We start from the raw sequence: 15,119 nt of genomic DNA on the forward strand, positions 1-15,119 counted from the left end.
GGTGCGGAGAGTCAGGTGCCGCAGAAGGTGCGGTAGACGCCGAAATCCGTGGGGGCCGGGGCTGCATAGCGCTCCAGACCCGGTCGTTCGGTATAGGGGGAGCTGATGGCATCGAGTAGTCGGTTCAACGGTTCGAGGTCGCCCGCCGTCGCCGCGGTGAGTGCTTCTTCGACCAGGTGATTGCGCGGGATGTAGATCGGGTTGACGCGCTGCATCATGTCGACGTCCGGCCCCTGCTGGCGCCAACGTGACGCCCAGGCATCGAACTGGGCCGGGTCCACGAACATGCCACGCGCCGGTTCGGCGTCGCCGGCCGCCGCAGCGCTGAGGTTGCGGAAGAAAGAGGTGAAGTCCGCGTGACTCTCCTGCAACATGGGCAGCAGTTCATCGATGAGCGGCTCGGTCGGTTCGGCACCGGCAGGCAGACCCAGCTTGGCGCGCAACCCCGCGAGCCAGGCGCTGTGGTATTGGTGAAACCCGTCAAAAGCTTCCTCTATCAACGGGATTGCGTCGTTGACGTCGTCGGCGATCAATGGCAGCAGAGTCTCGGCGAAGCGGGCGAGGTTCCACGCCGCGATGGTCGGCTGGTTGCCGTAGGCATAGCGTCCCCAGGCGTCGATCGAACTGAACACGGTGTCCGGATCGTAGGCCTCCATGAAGGCACATGGCCCGTAGTCGATGGTCTCGCCCGAGATCGTCATGTTGTCGGTGTTCATCACGCCGTGGATGAAGCCGACCAGCATCCACCGGGCCACCAGCGACGCCTGGGCCGCCACCACACCCTCGAACAACGCGAGGTAGGGCTGTTCCGCGTGGGCGGCTTCAGGATGGTGACGGGCAATGGCATGATCGGCCAGACGGCGAAGCAGACCGATATCTCCTGTCGCAGAAGCGTATTGGAAGCTGCCCACGCGCAGGTGGCTACTTGCCACCCGGACCAACAAGGCGCCGGGCAGCAGCGTCTCGCGCGTCACGGCGGTCCCGGTCGCCAACACCGCCAGCGATCGGGTGGTGGATATCCCCAGCGCGTGCATCGCCTCGCTGATCACGTATTCACGCAACATCGGCCCTACCGCCGCCAAGCCGTCACCGCCCCGGGCGAACGGAGTGCGGCCGGATCCCTTCAGGTGGATGTCGCGCAACCGCCCGTCGGCGTCGGCTATCTCGCCCAACAACAACGCGCGGCCGTCACCCAGCCGCGGCACATAGCCGCCGAATTGATGTCCCGCATATGCCTGGGCGACCGGGGTGGCGCCGTCTGGAACCAGGTTGCCCACCAGGAAACGCAGACCGTCGGAGCTACGGAGCCACTGAGCGTCCAGACCGAGTTCGACCGCCAGCGGTTCGTTGAAGACGAGCAATCGAGGCTCGGCCGCAACCTGAGCCCGCCAGGGGACCGCCATCTCGGGCAGGTCGCGGAGAAAGCGGTTACCAAGTGTGATGGTCGTGCCCGGTGCAACGCTCACTTGATCCAGCCTACGGACCGGGGTCAACCGTCTCGGCCATGGCGTGCTGTAGCCAAACCCATGTACGCCCCTAACTTGTCGCCTGGTGCATCAGATCCCGTGCCCGGTCCAACATCGACGCGAACGGTCCGACGACGAAATTCAATTTCGCTGATTCCACGCCGGCGTGTGGCCGGGTCGGTGCGATAGCCTCGGCGACCTTGACGGCGGTACCCATCCGTTTCAGCTCGTCGGTGTCGAGGTCGCGCTGCAACTTCGCGAACTCCTCGATCTCTTCATGTTCAGCGTGTGCCAGCACGGCCTCGCGCAGCTTCGTGAGCTCAGCGATGAACGCATCGGAGGTGATGTCCAGGCTTTCGATCTTGGAAAGCTGTTCCTTCGCATCGTGCTCTTCCTGCAGGAGCCCGTCCACCATTGCATCGCCGGCTTCCAGATCGCGGCGGGCCCGCGGATGCACCAGCATCTCCTCGGCCGTTTCGTGCACGGCGAGCAGTTGGCGAAGCTGGATGAACGGCTTCTCCCGCGCCTCAGGATCTGATGCGAGCAGCACCTGGTCGAACATATCCTCGATCAGGTCGTGCTGCGCTTTGAGGTAGGCAACAACTTCTTCCGGAGTTTCAACAATCATTTCGGCCACGCCGATACACCTCCATGGGTGGAGTTTGCGAATGCGGGCGGGGGGCTGTGCGCCGCTAAAGGCGGCATACCCGAGCTGTTGAACGCTAAAACGCCTGACGACCCCCGGCCAGCCGCTCCACCTCACGCAGGTCGAAGGGGGCACGAAGGCCGAGGATCAGGTGATCGGCCCCAGCCTCGACCAGGGATCGCATCAGACCCGGTTCCGCGCGCTCGATCCACGCGGTGCGCTCAATCTGGTGCGGGTCGCGGCCAACTTCGCCACACCACCGGTCGATGACCTGGTTCTTTCGTCGGATGGTCGCCGGATCGCCGTAACCGTTCCACATGTCGGCGTACTGAGCGACCAGGCGCAAGGTGCGCTGCTCACCATTACCGCCGATCAGCAGCGGCAGCCGACCGATCGGAGCAGGCCGAAGCAGCCCGATGCGGTTGCGAATGCGGGGCAGCGCCGCGGCAAGAACGTCGAGGCGCTCGGCTGGAGTCCGGACGGGGTAGCCGTATTCGGTCTCGTCGCGCTCCATCCATCCCGAGCCGATGCCCAGCACCGCTCGCCCACCGGAGAGATGGTCGAGCGTGCAGGCCATATGTGCCAGCAGGTCGGGGTTGCGGTAGCAGGATCCGGTCACCAACATGCCGATCTGGGAAACGTTGGCTGTGGTGACGGCCATGGCCGCCAGAATCTGCCAGCCCTCGAAGTGCGGTTCGTCGGGCGAGCCGTACAGCGGAGGGAAGAAATGGTCCCAGGTCCACAGGCTGTCGACGCCCAGGTCGTCGACCCCTTGCCAACCGGCACGCAGCGCGGCCATGGTCGTGTTCTGCGGGTGAATCTGAACGCCGATCTTCACCATCACCGGTCCGGTAGATCGAATTCGAGTTGCAGTCGCGCGGGTCCGCTCATGCCGAGAAATGGCCGCCACGAGGGGGTTTCGGAACACCTCGGATTCGGCAGCCGGTCAGAGCCATGATCGGCCAGGAACTGACTCACCGAAGTCGCAACCTCGGCGTCGGATTCGGGGCTGGGGCTGATCAGTTCGATGCCCCGATCCCAGTCCAGCAGGACCCGAAGCCCCAGATGCTCCAGATCGATGTCGTTCAAAGTGAACCCAAGTTCGGTGAATAGCTTTCCCGCTGCATCTTGCCGCTCCCGTGCCACCGCGAACACGACATGGTGCAACCGTGGCGGGTCGGTCATCAGCGGACCAGGCCCCGCGGCCGAATCAAACCGAGATCGTAGTGAGTGAGCCAGCCCGGTGCGGCGTCACAGACGTCGGGAATGGCATTGATAGCGCCCATCGCAGTCCAGTTGTAGCCCGGATGTGAGGTGGTCCCGTCCGGGGATTCGAGCCCTTCCAGGGTCAGGACACTTGCTGGATCGCCCTCGATCACGATGCGGTAGCGGGTTTTTCCCCAATCCCAGGCTGGCTCGATGCTGGTCGGACCGCTGGTGAGGTAGATGGCGTGGAAAGCGATGAACGGCTGTCCGCCGACCTGTGCCGTCCAGGTGTGATGCTGCGCGGCCACCGTTCCGCTGGCGATGGCGCCGAGTTCGTGCGGCATGTCCTCGGTGGCGGTGGCGACGGCCAGATCTGCGGTGATGTCGTCTATTTCGACGCCCAGCCCATCGGCGATCATGTACATCGATTGGGCGAAGAACGGCAGACCCATGCCCAGAATGGTTGGGGTGGAGAGAAATTCATCCTGGGGCTTACCGAAACCCAACCAGTCGATGTGGTCCAGTGGTGCGTCGGTGAGCACGTTGACGACCTCGTACACTTCGATCTTGTCGATCCTGCTGGCGACGCGGGCGAGGGTGAGCGGCAGTAGGTCTCCGGCGTAGCCGGGGTGGATGCCACCGCCGTGAAAGCTCGTGCCACCGTCACGGCAGGCGGCCTCGATCTTATTCGCTTCCTCCCGAAAGTACTTGGACGGATGAAAGAATCCGCTCGTGGTGACAACGTTCTTGCCCGATCGCAACAGCCGGCAAACGGTGTCGACATCCATGATGATCGGTGTGTAGAACACGCAGTCCGCCTCGGTCGCCATGACGGACTCGACGTCGTCGGTCGCGACGATTCCCGTCGGTCCGATGCCGATGATGTCCCCGGCATCCTTACCGACCTTCTCCGGTGTGTGCACCAACACGGCGACCAGGTCGAAGACCGGATTGTCGGCGAAGTGCCGCAGTCCGACTTGTCCGACATCCCCGGTCATCCATTGGATGACGCGATACTTCTCCGTCATTGCGCGCGCGTCCTTCCGTTGCGTGCCAGGACTCCCCGCGGTAACAGCAGGGGCAGGTCGGTGTAGGTGGCGATGCCGGGCGGTGCGCAGACGACGGCGGGTATCGCGGTGATGGGCGGCATGGCGGTGATGGTGAGACCGAGCATGATGTAGTCGTCGATCGACTCCCCGTGAAAATCCGGGGGCGGCTCAAAACTCAGTGTGGTCTTGATCGTGGGCCGGCCTTCCACCGTTACGGTATAACCGAAGTTCGTCGACCAACGCGGTTCGAGGGATTGCCCTTTGGTCCACACGGCGCGGGCCTCGACTACCTCGCGGCCTTCGGCGATGCCCCGCCACCGCAGATTGATGCCTGCGACGCAACCTTTTTCGATCGTCCAGTCTCCGGGCAGCAGCAGATCCTCGGTGGTTTGGGCATATTCGACGTCGCATCTCATTTCGTCGAGATCGACTCCCAGGGCATCGGCGATCAGCAACAGGGCCTCGCGGAAGATGCCCGACCCTTTCTCGGTGAGAGCAGGCAGGTCCGGCTGATCAATCGGATGACCGAAGCCCATCGGAATCTCGGTGGCCGGAGAGTTGTAAATGGTCGTGTCGAACGATTCGACGATGCAGATGCGATCCACCCGGTCGGACAGTCCGGCGGTGACGATCGCCAGGAGTTGGATGAACCCGGGATTGATGCCGCTGCCGAAAATGGTTGAGTCGCCTTGCATGCAGGCATCGACGATGCGGTCCCGGGCAGGGCCGAGTTGGTGTCCGGTAATGAATTCCGACGTGGTGACGACGTTGATTCCAGCCCGCAGTATGCGGATCACTTCGTCCACGTCGGCGAACATCGGGTTGTAGACCACGCAGTCGGGTTTGAGGCCGAGCAGCGCGTCGACGTCGTCGGTGGCCTGCACTCCCAGTGGTTCGATCCCGCACAGTCCGCCGACATCACGGCCGACTTTGTCCGGCGACCACGCGTAGCAGCCCACCAGTTCCAACAACGAGTTCTCGGCGATCGCGTGGACCGACTTCCTGCCCACAGTGCCGGTGGTCCATTGGACGACGCGCAGCCTCCTGGTCACTTGGCGCCGGCGTGCTGGCGCGCGATGCGTTCATCATGGATGCGCACCAGTTCACGAAAGCCCAGACGGTGGTACTTCGGCGTGGGCTGGATACCCCAGACGTCCCGGGCGGTGTCCTTGCCTTCGGCGCCTTCCGGCGGACCCAACGGTGGGTAGGGGTATTTGCATTCCAGGGCGTCGTCGGAGTAGCGGACTTTGAGCAACTCGCTGCAGATTTCAGTGAGGCTCAGCGTGGGATACCCGTAGTAGACGGCCATGAACGGCAACGTGAATGCGCCCTCGAGCACCAGGGCCACCAGGCACACCAGCACCGCCCGCTTGATCCACTTGTGCATGCGCGCGTAGTAGGGCGTGGTGCCCGGCGGCAGTTCCTCGGCCGGTTCTTTGTCATCTGTGACAGTCGATTTCGTCGTCATGGGGATGCTCCTTCATGCCCTAGTCGGAGAAGATTTCGCGATTGACGGTGTGTAGGTAGGGGATGGCGAGGAACGGCGTGATGTAGAAAATGTCGTAGAGCCACCAGCCGATCACCGGGAAAACCACACCGGCATAACGCACGTCGGCGTACATGGTCATGTTGAAGACGTAGGCACACCAGATGACGGTGCCCATCCAGCATGTGACCACCATCCACTGATGGCCCCACCGTTTCATCTGCAGGAATCCGATAGCCGCGGCGACCCGCATGGAGAACACGGTCAGGATCAGACCGGCTACGTACGCTTTCTCACCCGGCCCCGATGCGCCGCCCACCCAGGATTCGTTGTAGTGCCAGAAGTAACCGGCGTCGAACATGTTGCCCCAGCCGATCATCAGCACCCTGTTGATCAGGGTGTGGTTGGCGACGAGGTCCAGTGCCCATCCCAGGCTGTTCAGCATTCCGTCGATCAGCACCAGGTAGCCGATCAGCGTGACGATCATGGGGCGAACCGACAGGCCGGCACGTAAAGCCTGACGCTGCAGCCACACCCCACGCATGAAGATGGGGAATCCGATCAGGCCCGGGGCCCAGCATCCCATCAACCCGGCACCGACGATCATCCATTTGTCGGCTCGGCGCTGGGCTTGCCGTGATTCGTCGTCGTGCTCAGAGAGGTTGACCGAGTCGCCCGGAGAGACGACGGCGGTCACAGGTCCCACCAGCCACGGGCGAAGGACATGTACAGCTGAATGCTGAACATGATCAGCAGGTATCCGTAGATGAAGATCTGAAAGACGATGAGTGCCCGCTTGCGTTTGCGCTCTTGTTGATCCACCATTTCGTCCGCCTTTCCTAGAAAGTCCCTGAGGGTTCGGTGTTCAAGGTCGCTGCTGCGACTTCGCGCAGACCGTCGTTGATGGCACCGTCGGTACTGAGCGGTGCGAGTATGCAGGCTTCGGCCGCGCTGATCTCGGTGGCTCCGGCCGCGATCAGCTTCGCGGCCGTGACCAACACCCGGGTAGAGGGCGGCTCGAAGTGGAATACGGCGTCCGCAGAGCGAATAGCGTTGGCGCAGGAGACAAGTCGGTGCGCCGTCGCGATCTCTACGTCCGATTCCGCCACAATCACCTCGGCCTCCTGCACGGCGGGCAGATATGTCATCGGCAGGGTCGCGAATCGCTGACGGAAGGACGGCTTCAACTCTTTCAACGAACTGCGGTAGGCGGGATTGTAGGAGCAGACCAGCATGAACGAGTCGGGCGCCCGGACGACTTCGTCGGCGCGATCCAGATAGAGAGCGCGACGGTGATCGGTCAGGGAGTGCAGAATCGCCAGTGAGTCGTGTCGGGCCTCGACCACCTCGTCGAGGTAGCAGATGGCGCCGGCCTTGACTGCTCTGGTCAGCGGGCCGTCTTTCCAGATCACATCTCCACCGGTGACCATGAAGCGGCCGACCAGGTCCGAACTGGTGAGGTCGTCATGGCAGCTGATGGTGACGACAGGTTGCCGGAGCAGAGCGCCCATGTGTTCGACGAAGCGGGTCTTGCCGCATCCGGTGGGCCCGGTCAGCATCACCGGAACGTGTTCGCGGTAAGCCTGTTCGAACAACTCCACCTCGTTGCCGCTGGCGATGTAGGTGTCGGTGGTCATTTCTCCCCTCAGGTCTGCGCCGGTCACGCGGAGACAAGCTCTCGGTGGACGTGCGCGAGTACTCGCGGCAGTTCTTCGACACGTTTGATCCGTCGCGACCGGCGGGATCCGAACACCTCGGGTAGCGGATCGACCCGCGTTGGGCCGACGCCCACGTAGTACACCGAGACGCCGGCGTCGTTGGCCTCCTCGACCGCATGCGCCACGTCGGCCCACGCGTAACGGCCTTCGTATCCTTCGTCAGAGATCAGTCCGTCGCCGATCACGATGAGCAGACGGCGTTCAGCCGGTTGGGTCAACAGCCGCGAGGTCAAGTGTCGAATCGGCGCGCCGAGCCGGGTGTAACCACCGGTCATCAGCCCGAGCTTGCCCGGCGCTATGAAGTGGCCGTCCTGAAAGTCTTTGAGACAGCGCACTTCGACGCGGTGCCGGGTGTTTCCGGTGAACACAAAAATGCCATGGCGTTCACGAGCGAGTGTCATCGCGCGGGACAGCGCATCGGCGCATTCGAGTTCCAAGCGGAAAATGCGGCCGCCGTGCACGCCCAGTGAGGAACTACCGTCGAGCAACAGCGCGGTGGCGACGTCGCGGCTGTGCGGCAACAGTTCCCGGAAAATCCTTGGTTCGCTTGCCGTCTGGGTCAACATGTCAATGTAGTGCCGCACGTATTGCTCGACGTCGAGATCGGATCCGTCCTCGAGCCGGTTGGTCATCGCGCGATGCGTGTGCTCCTCGAACCACTTTCGAAGGTTTTCTGCGACCGGGGCCGGGTGACCGGCCTGCGGGTGGGAGGGAAACTCCAGCACTGCAACATGATTCGCCAGGAAGGTCTTTGTCCAGGCGTTCCACTCCGGATACGGGATACCTTGCCGGCGTTCGGGACTGGTGTCGAGGTCGTTATCCTCTGGTCGGCTGGGCGGTGGCAGGTTGGGGTTGCGAACGCCACCATCGCCGCCCACCGGCACCGAATATGGGCGCGGATGACGCTGTTGGGTGCTGGTCCACGGCATCCTGCCGAGTCGCTTGATTGCGCTGGCTAATCCGCGGGCGCTGAGTTGGGTGCGCGGCAGCATGCCGAGCAATGGGTGCTCGACGATCGGCTGTCTACCGCGCGCAATGTCGATCGCTTGGTCGAACATGGTCGCGGCATCCAGGTCCGGATCGCGAATCGGAATGTCGGACAACGCTCTTTTTAGCTCAGGCATCAGTCCGGGCCAGTGCGCAGCGATCCAGCCCATCGCGACACCTGCTTCGACGAAAGCCAGGGCGCGGTGTTCGCGGGGCGACAGGTCGGACAACCGGTAGTGGGCGAGGCGTTCTTTGGACGGCGAGCATTGCAACGCGACACCACACGTCAGGGTGCGGCGGGTCCAGTCGTCGCCGACGCCCGGGTAGGGAACGTGCACGAGGTCCAACGCGGGGCTCAAACCGAAGCTGCGGCCGGCACCTGTGAGTAGGCGGGCACCGTCGCGGCGCTGTCCACTGAGCGCCACTGCCGTCAGTGCACAACTGCGCTCGATCGCCATTGCCGATGAATCGGCCGTCCCGGCCACGCGATCAGAACGTTCCGATGTTGGAAAACATCCAGTACCAGAACCAGATGATCAATCCGGTTCCGCCCCAGGCGGCGACGTACCGCAGCAACTCCCAAACCATATCCATACGAATCTCCCTGGTTATTGTCGAGGCTCGAGACTTCGGACTGCCGTCGCGACCAGCTCGGCCAGCATGGTGTCGCGACGGGTCCCGGCGGACGTGGTGCTCAATGCGCCGTAGACGCCGAGCAGGAAGAACACCGCGCTGTAGAACGGATCGACCGCGGCGTGTATCTCGCCGCGGTCACGTGCCTGCTGAATCTGCTTGACCAGCAACACGATCACCGGGTGATCGGTCCATTCCTCGTCGCGCTTGGGTCGCGTGGACGAGAAGTGTATGCCCAGGAAGTCCCGGAAAAGTGGACCGCCCAAACGTTGTTCGAGGTCGACGACCAGGTGTGCCGCCTCGGTCAGCACGGCGGTCAGGTCGGGCGACGTGCCGAGGAACCGGGTGAGTTCAGCGGCGAGCCGCGCCTCTTCGCGGCTTTCCAATTCGAGTAAGACATGCTCTTTGGTGGGGAAGTAGAAGAAGAAGGTGCCGTGCGCGACACCGGCAGCACTGGTGATCACGCCGACCTCGGCAGCGGCCATTCCGCAGCGCTGAAACTCGGCAAGTGCCGCACCGAGCAGGCGCTGCCGGGTCTGCAGTCGCTGCGTTTCGCGCACCGAGGTTCTGACCTGTGCCGTCATGGTGTGTTCTGTTGTAGACTCTTTACTGACTGAAGTCAACGGCGCTGTTCCGGCTCGGCAGCGTTTTCGATGATGAATTGACCTGAATCCATGAGTAATTCAGCATCGAGCCGAACGTGATGTTGCATGACCTCGGTCATCGAGCTAGTCCGAGAAGATCTCGCGGTTGACGGTGTGCAGGTAGGGGATCGCGAGGAACGGGGTGATGTAGAAGATGTCGTAAAGCCACCAGCCGACGACCGGGAATATCACACCGCCGAAGCGCACGTCGGCGTACATGGTCATGTTGAACACGTAGCCGATCCAGATAACCGCACCCATCCAGCAGGTGACCACCATCCACTGGTGTCCCCATCGTTTCATCTGCAGGAAGCCGATGCCGGCGGCGATTCGCATGGTGAACACGGTGAAGATCAGGCCGACTTCCCAGCCTTTCTCTCCGGGGCCTGCCGCGCCGCCGATCCAGAGTTCGTTGAAATGCCAGAAGTAGCCAGCATCGAACATATCGCCCCAGCCCACCAGCAACACTCGCCCGAGCAGGGTGTGGTTGCCCACCATGTCCAGCGCCCAGCCCACGGTGTTGATGGCGGCATCAATGATGACCAGATAGCCGAGCAGCGTGACGAGCATCGGCCGCACCGACAACCCCGCCCGCTGCGCGCGTCGCAGCAACCAGACTCCGCGCAGGAACAGTGGGAGGCCGAAGACGCCGAGCGCGGCGGTGCCGATCAACAGCGAGCCCGAAATGAGCCACTTATCGGCCTGTCGCTGCGCGAGTCGGGATTCCTCCATGTGCTCGTCGAAGGCCAATCCGTCCCCGGCGCCGGGGGCCGGCGCGCTGCTCCAGCGGCGAAAGTTCAGCGTCGGCAGATTCAATGTGGCCTCCCTCAACCTCGCCTGTTGTAACGCAGAAACTGACTGAGGTCAACCGCCTGGACTCAGCGAGGCGCCATGCTCTGCATCGTTCTGGCCACGTAATCGGCGAGCATGGCATCGCGGGTGGGCCAGGTGTTGGTCGTGATGAGCAGTGCGTACAAGCCGAGCAGGAAGAACACTGCGCTGTTCATCGGGATGACGTCGGCGGCAACACTGCCGTGCCGCTGCGCCCGCTCGATCTCGCCGGCCACCGCCATGATCACCGGATGATCTCTGCCGTCCTCGACCGGTGGGCGGGTCTGTGAGAAATGCAGCGCGAGAAAGTCTTTGAACAGACCATCGCCCAGTCGGCGTTCGAGGCCGGCGACCAGTCGAACCGCCTCACCGAGAGCACCGGCAAGATCGTGTTCGGTGACCAGGAATCGGGCGAGCTGGCTCGCGATGCGTTGTTCTTCGCGGCGTTCCAATTCGAGCAGCACGTGTTCTTTAGTGGGGAAGTGGAAAAAGAATGTGCCGTGTGCAACTCCGGCGGCCGCCACGATCGCGGCGACGTCAGCTTCGGCCATCCCGGAACGCTTGAACTCCGCAACCGCAGCACCCAGCAATCGCTCCCGGGTCTGCAGTCGTTTGGTCTCGCGAGCCGAGATCTTGTTGCCTGCCGTCATGTTTCCTCCGCCGAATTCGACTGCAAACAGTATCGCGGCGGCGCTGGTCGGGCCAGTGACACTGCACCCTGCACCGGAGCGGATCGTTGACTTAAGTCAGTTTCAGTCGTTAGATGATGTCGGCGTCAAGTCGGGGCAGAGGAGCTCAGGTGGCTTTGGAGCAGTTCAATTTGGCAGGGCAGGTCGCGATCGTGACAGGCGCTGGCAAAGGTGTGGGTCAGGGCATCGCCCGGGTGCTGGCCGAGGCCGGTGCGACGGTGGTCGGCACCGCGCGGACGGAAGCGGACATCCTGGCAACGATCAACGGCATCGAGGAGGCAGGCGGTCAGGGACTGGCTGTGGTTGCCGACGCGATGAGCCGTCCCGATGGTGAACGCGTGGTCTCGACGGCCATGGAGCGCTTCGGCCGCATTGACATCTTGATCAACAATGTCGGGGGAGCCACCTACGCGAGGTTTCTCGATATCACCGACGGCGACTTCAGGCTCGCCTTCGACTGGTGCGTCACGTCCACGTTCATCATGAGTCAGTTGGTGGCCAAGCACATGATCGACGCCGGTCGCGGTTCGATCGTCAATATCTCCTCAGGCTCAGCGCGTTTCGGCATCCGCGCGCTGGCTGCCTACTGCACGGCCAAGGGGGCGCTCGAAGCGCTGACCCGGGCGATGGCCCAGGAGCTGGCCCCCAAGGTCCGGGTCAACGCCATCGCGCTCGGATCATTCGCCACCGATGGGCTCCAAAGCAGTCTCGACCTGATGCCGGGTTCGCTGGAGAAGATGCAGGACGCGACGCCTCTGCACCGCCTTGGCAACGTCGAGGATCTGGGTCGGCTGTGTGTTTACCTGAGCACATCCGACTGTTATGCCACCAACGCGATATTCCACGTCGACGGCGGAATCGATTCCAACAATTCGCCGCTACCCATCCCCGACTACTGAGGCGGCCGTCGTGCGCAGGGTGATTCAGTTCTCGACCGGCAACGTAGGGCGACATTCGTTGCGGGCCATCATCGGACGCCCAGATCTTGAACTGGTCGGAGTCCATGCCTCGGGTCCGGATAAGGTCGGCAGAGACGCCGCCGAGCTGTGCGGGTTGAACGAAGCGACCGGACTGGTCGCCACCGACGACATTGACGCTCTGATCGCGCTCGGGGCCGACTGCGTGGTGTACACCGCGTTGGGTGAGACGCGGCCCATGGAGGCCATCGACCAGATGTCACGATTCCTGGCGGCAGGCACCAATGTTGTCGGCACCTCGTTGGTCTGGCTGGCCACGCCGCACCACGCTGAGGATTGGCTCCGACATCCGCTGCAGAGCGCGTGCGAAACCGGCAACTCATCGCTGTACGTCAACGGTATCGATCCAGGGTTCTCCGGTGACACCCTGGTCTACGCGGCCTGCAGCCTCAGCACCCGCGTCTCCTCGATCACCGTCCAGGAAATCTTCGACTACGGGAATTACGACGACTACGAATTCACCGGTACGTCAATGGGTTTCGGACTGAAGCAGGATGACGATCCGCCGATGCTCTTCCTGCCCGGGGTAATCGTGTCCATGTTCGGTGGCGCGGTGAACAATTTGGCGGATCAGCTCGGGATAGTTCTCGAGGAAGTGCGGCAGCGGGATGAGCGCTGGTACACAACCGAACCAATCGACTGCATCATGACCAAGGTGGAGCCCGGCGGGATGGCTGCGGTCCGGTTCGCGGTCGAAGGTGTGGTGGACGGCGAACCGGTGATTACCATCGAACACATCACCCGACTCACTGACGCTGCCGCGCCGGATTGGCCGTTCCCGCCGGCGGGCCAGCCTGGGGTGCACCGGGTCGTCGTTGAGGGAGAACCCCGGATAGAGATCAATACCCATGTCTCCCATCCGTTGTACGACACGACAGTCGCCGGTTGCATCTCGACAGCGGCGCGGGTGTTGAATGTCATCGAATGGGTTTGTCGCGCTCCAGCGGGATTGATTGCCGCCGACGAGATTCCGCAAGCAGCGGCTGTTCACGGTCTCATGTGGAGGAAATGACTCTCGCCGAGCCATGGACAAAACGTCGGCGCGAGTTTCAGTGACGGATCAGCGATGAAGGGGGTCGGAGCAAGCGGTTGAGCAGATCGTCAGGCCGCTCTGCCAGAATGCGGATTATGGTGGCGCACTCGAACAATCTCGAGAAAAGTCTCCGGACGTGTCGGAGCACGTGAGCACGCAATTGTCCGGTGCGACGTACTGGGGTCTGGTCGAGGCGGCTGCCAACGCGCATCCCGATCGTGTTGTGCTCGCTGATGGTTATGGTCGCAGCCTCACCTGCGCACAGCTCGGAAATGAAGCGCAGCGTACGGCGGCGGCATTGGTCGCGTCAGGGGTCCGCGAAGACGCCGTGGTGTCGTGGCAGTTACCGACTACGTTGGAAGCGGTTGTCATAATGGTTGCGCTCGCCCGCCTGGGTGTGGTGCAGAATCCGATCCTGCCGATCTGGCGGGAAAGGGAACTTCGCTTCGTGACCAGACAAATCGCGACCGATGTGCTTGTCGTTCCCGGCCGTTGGCGTGGTTTTGACCATAGGGCACAGGCGAAAAAACTTGCGGCAGAACGGCCGCTGTCAATTATTGAGATCGACCACGACGCGCCGATCACCGATCGGCTTCGCCTGCCTGTGGGAGATTTGTCCGCGCTGTGCGCAGCGCCGACCAACGGAGACGATCCACGGTGGATCTATTACTCCTCGGGTACGACGGCCGCACCGAAAGGTGTTCGCCATTGCGACCGTTCGGTGATGGCGGGAGCTACGGGAGTGGTCGCCATGGTCGGCGCATCAAGCAACGACGTCAACCCGATCGCGTTTCCGATCTCGCATATCGGCGGCGCCATCATGCTGGCGGCAAGCCTGCGCACCGGCATGCGATTGATCCTGTATGACGTGTTCGACCCTGCAATTACACCTCACGCGTTGGCGGCACACCGGCCGACGCTGTTGGGCACCGCGACACCGTTTTTCGTCGCCTTCACGGCCGCGCAGCGGGCACATGGCGCCGAACCGCTGTATCCCGACCTGCGTGGCTGTGTAGGAGGCGGCGGACCGATCACTGCAGAATTGGGAAGGCAGGTGCGAGAGACGTTTTCGGTAAATGGCATTGCAAATTCTTGGGGTTTGACCGAGTTTCCCGTCGCGACGTCCCAAACCACGGATGCCGCGCCCGATCTGCTCGACCGAACGGTGGGGTGCCCAGTCCCGGGGGTCTCAGTGCGTGTCGTCGACGACCGCGAGCGTGAGGTCGGTGTCGGCGTGGACGGTGAACTGCGTCTCAAAGGACCGCAATGCTTCCTGGGATACGTCGATGAGACGTTGAACCAGGACGCCTTCGACCGCGACGGCTGGTTTCGCACGGGAGACCAAGGGCAAGTCGACGCCGACGGCAACGTGGTCGTCATCGGGCGGATCAAGGACGCAATCATCCGAAACGCGGAGAACATCTCCGCGCTGGAGATTGAAGGCGTGCTGGCCACACATCCCGCCGTCGCCGATGTCGCGGTCATCGGAGTGCCCGATTCTCGCACGGGAGAACGCGTTTGCGCCGTCGTGGTGCCGCAACCTGGATGTGATGTCACGCTGGGGATGCTCAGCGACCACTGCAACGAGCAGGGATTGAGTCGCTACAAATGTCCCGAGCGACTCGAACTCGTGATGGCCTTACCGCGGGACCTCAACGGCAAGGTGCTCAAGAAGCAAATCCGGGCGCAGTACGGTTCGGGATAGGCGACCTTCGTCGCGATTGACTGAGGCTCTCGTCGTAGGCTCGACGTCT

17 protein-coding genes are annotated in these 15,119 nt (G+C 62.8%); 3 read left to right on the plus strand and 14 right to left on the minus strand.

All coding sequences use genetic code 11. The annotated features are described in order from the left end of the window. Positions 1-11: 11 nt before the first annotated feature. From ACZYZ9_RS18405 to ACZYZ9_RS18470, 14 genes are all read right to left on the minus strand, one after another. Entirely contained in the window at positions 12-1,466 is a 1,455-nt protein-coding gene (locus ACZYZ9_RS18405; protein ID WP_463827698.1) for a protein adenylyltransferase SelO, read from the minus strand. A gap of 70 nt (positions 1,467-1,536) precedes the next feature. After that, on the minus strand, positions 1,537-2,103 hold the full coding sequence (locus ACZYZ9_RS18410) for a hemerythrin domain-containing protein (RefSeq protein ID WP_463827699.1): 567 nt from the start codon (positions 2,101-2,103) through the stop codon (positions 1,537-1,539). A gap of 85 nt (positions 2,104-2,188) precedes the next feature. Beyond that, positions 2,189-2,953, minus strand: coding sequence for an LLM class F420-dependent oxidoreductase (locus ACZYZ9_RS18415; protein ID WP_463827700.1), 765 nt, complete (start codon positions 2,951-2,953; stop codon positions 2,189-2,191). Continuing rightward, positions 2,953-3,297 carry a hypothetical protein gene (locus tag ACZYZ9_RS18420; protein WP_463827701.1) on the minus strand — a complete coding sequence of 115 codons (345 nt, stop codon included), beginning with the start codon at positions 3,295-3,297 and terminating at the stop codon, positions 2,953-2,955. The genes ACZYZ9_RS18415 and ACZYZ9_RS18420 overlap by 1 nt, the downstream gene beginning before the upstream one ends. Next, on the minus strand, positions 3,297-4,346 hold the full coding sequence (locus ACZYZ9_RS18425; protein WP_463827702.1) for an NAD(P)H-dependent amine dehydrogenase family protein: 1,050 nt from the start codon (positions 4,344-4,346) through the stop codon (positions 3,297-3,299). The genes ACZYZ9_RS18420 and ACZYZ9_RS18425 overlap by 1 nt, the downstream gene beginning before the upstream one ends. Next, positions 4,343-5,419, minus strand: a complete 1,077-nt coding sequence (locus ACZYZ9_RS18430) for an NAD(P)H-dependent amine dehydrogenase family protein (protein WP_463827703.1) — start codon at positions 5,417-5,419, stop codon at positions 4,343-4,345. The genes ACZYZ9_RS18425 and ACZYZ9_RS18430 overlap by 4 nt, the downstream gene beginning before the upstream one ends. Continuing rightward, positions 5,416-5,835 (minus strand): hypothetical protein, encoded by a 420-nt coding sequence (locus ACZYZ9_RS18435; RefSeq protein WP_463827704.1) that lies wholly within the window; start codon positions 5,833-5,835, stop codon positions 5,416-5,418. The genes ACZYZ9_RS18430 and ACZYZ9_RS18435 overlap by 4 nt, the downstream gene beginning before the upstream one ends. A 19-nt stretch (positions 5,836-5,854) precedes the next feature. After that, entirely contained in the window at positions 5,855-6,460 is a 606-nt protein-coding gene (locus ACZYZ9_RS18440; RefSeq protein WP_463827795.1) for a hypothetical protein, read from the minus strand. Positions 6,461-6,546: 86 nt separating this feature from the next. After that, the gene (locus ACZYZ9_RS18445; protein WP_463827705.1) at positions 6,547-6,678 is read right to left on the minus strand and encodes a hypothetical protein; all 132 of its coding nucleotides are present in this window, start codon (positions 6,676-6,678) and stop codon (positions 6,547-6,549) included. Between the two features lie 14 nt (positions 6,679-6,692). Continuing rightward, positions 6,693-7,490 carry an AAA family ATPase gene (locus ACZYZ9_RS18450; RefSeq protein ID WP_463827706.1) on the minus strand — a complete coding sequence of 266 codons (798 nt, stop codon included), beginning with the start codon at positions 7,488-7,490 and terminating at the stop codon, positions 6,693-6,695. A 23-nt stretch (positions 7,491-7,513) separates the two neighbouring features. Beyond that, positions 7,514-9,016 carry a nitric oxide reductase activation protein NorD gene (locus ACZYZ9_RS18455; protein ID WP_463827707.1) on the minus strand — a complete coding sequence of 501 codons (1,503 nt, stop codon included), beginning with the start codon at positions 9,014-9,016 and terminating at the stop codon, positions 7,514-7,516. 150 nt (positions 9,017-9,166) lie between these two features. Continuing rightward, positions 9,167-9,775: a TetR family transcriptional regulator gene (locus ACZYZ9_RS18460; protein ID WP_463827708.1), complete on the minus strand. Its 609-nt coding sequence runs from the start codon at positions 9,773-9,775 to the stop codon at positions 9,167-9,169. 144 nt (positions 9,776-9,919) lie between these two features. Further along, positions 9,920-10,567 carry a hypothetical protein gene (locus tag ACZYZ9_RS18465; RefSeq protein ID WP_463827796.1) on the minus strand — a complete coding sequence of 216 codons (648 nt, stop codon included), beginning with the start codon at positions 10,565-10,567 and terminating at the stop codon, positions 9,920-9,922. Positions 10,568-10,713: 146 nt separating this feature from the next. Beyond that, positions 10,714-11,316 (minus strand): TetR family transcriptional regulator, encoded by a 603-nt coding sequence (locus tag ACZYZ9_RS18470; protein WP_463827709.1) that lies wholly within the window; start codon positions 11,314-11,316, stop codon positions 10,714-10,716. A 149-nt stretch (positions 11,317-11,465) separates the two neighbouring features. On the opposite strand from ACZYZ9_RS18470, the gene ACZYZ9_RS18475 reads away from it, so the two are divergent. The 3 genes from ACZYZ9_RS18475 to ACZYZ9_RS18485 all read left to right on the plus strand — a co-directional run bounded on the left by ACZYZ9_RS18475 (position 11,466) and on the right by ACZYZ9_RS18485 (position 15,070). Continuing rightward, the gene (locus ACZYZ9_RS18475) at positions 11,466-12,254 is read left to right on the plus strand and encodes an SDR family NAD(P)-dependent oxidoreductase (RefSeq protein ID WP_463827710.1); all 789 of its coding nucleotides are present in this window, start codon (positions 11,466-11,468) and stop codon (positions 12,252-12,254) included. A 10-nt stretch (positions 12,255-12,264) separates the two neighbouring features. Continuing rightward, positions 12,265-13,344 carry an NAD(P)H-dependent amine dehydrogenase family protein gene (locus ACZYZ9_RS18480; protein WP_463827711.1) on the plus strand — a complete coding sequence of 360 codons (1,080 nt, stop codon included), beginning with the start codon at positions 12,265-12,267 and terminating at the stop codon, positions 13,342-13,344. A gap of 169 nt (positions 13,345-13,513) precedes the next feature. Then, on the plus strand, positions 13,514-15,070 hold the full coding sequence (locus ACZYZ9_RS18485; RefSeq protein ID WP_463827797.1) for a class I adenylate-forming enzyme family protein: 1,557 nt from the start codon (positions 13,514-13,516) through the stop codon (positions 15,068-15,070). Positions 15,071-15,119: the final 49 nt, after the last annotated feature.

It is taken from the genome of Mycobacterium sp. IDUB_28 (assembly GCF_055419285.1).